The 410-nt window shown below is 47.6% G+C and carries 2 protein-coding genes; both read right to left on the bottom strand.

Annotated features, from left to right (window positions below):
• Positions 1–48: 48 nt before the first annotated feature.
• Positions 49–270 carry an HNH endonuclease gene (locus P5674_RS26000; RefSeq protein WP_202070353.1) on the bottom strand — a complete coding sequence of 74 codons (222 nt, stop codon included), beginning with the start codon at positions 268–270 and terminating at the stop codon, positions 49–51.
• 21 nt (positions 271–291) lie between these two features.
• On the bottom strand, positions 292–410 hold a 119-nt coding region (locus P5674_RS25995; RefSeq protein WP_315670500.1), incomplete at its 5' end, for a reverse transcriptase N-terminal domain-containing protein.

The following is a 410-nucleotide window of genomic DNA, read 5'->3' as shown; positions in this document are numbered from 1 at the left end:
AATTCCCATTCAGGTTCGAGAGCCGATTTAACCAAGGCTTGCCTTGCTCTATCTTGAATTGTGGGTATTCCTATTCCAGCTTTTTTCATCCCTACCAGGTTTTGGAATCCAAACCCGTCGCAGTGGTTTTGCTTTGAGGTTTCCCTTAATGTTCTTGACCAGTTCAAACCTTTGTCTTGGAGAGATTACTCTTACTCCATCAACACCGGCTGTCTTCTTGCCTTGACCCGCTTGGGGGGCGGGTTTATTAAGCTGACTGTTGGGAAGCATGGCTGACCGTGGAACCCGCCCCTACAGCCGCACTGCTAAGAGCCGGGCATAATATGATTTCACCAATAGACGTTGCCACCTTCTAACCTTTGCATCCTGTCCCGATTTAGCTGCTTGAAATATACTCTTTTGGAGCTTGA

This window comes from Limnospira sp. PMC 289.06 (assembly GCF_032350395.1).
Taxonomy (GTDB): domain Bacteria; phylum Cyanobacteriota; class Cyanobacteriia; order Cyanobacteriales; family Microcoleaceae; genus Limnospira; species Limnospira platensis.
The sequence above is the reverse complement of the archived record's forward strand: the minus strand, read 5'-3'. Positions and strand labels throughout refer to the sequence as shown.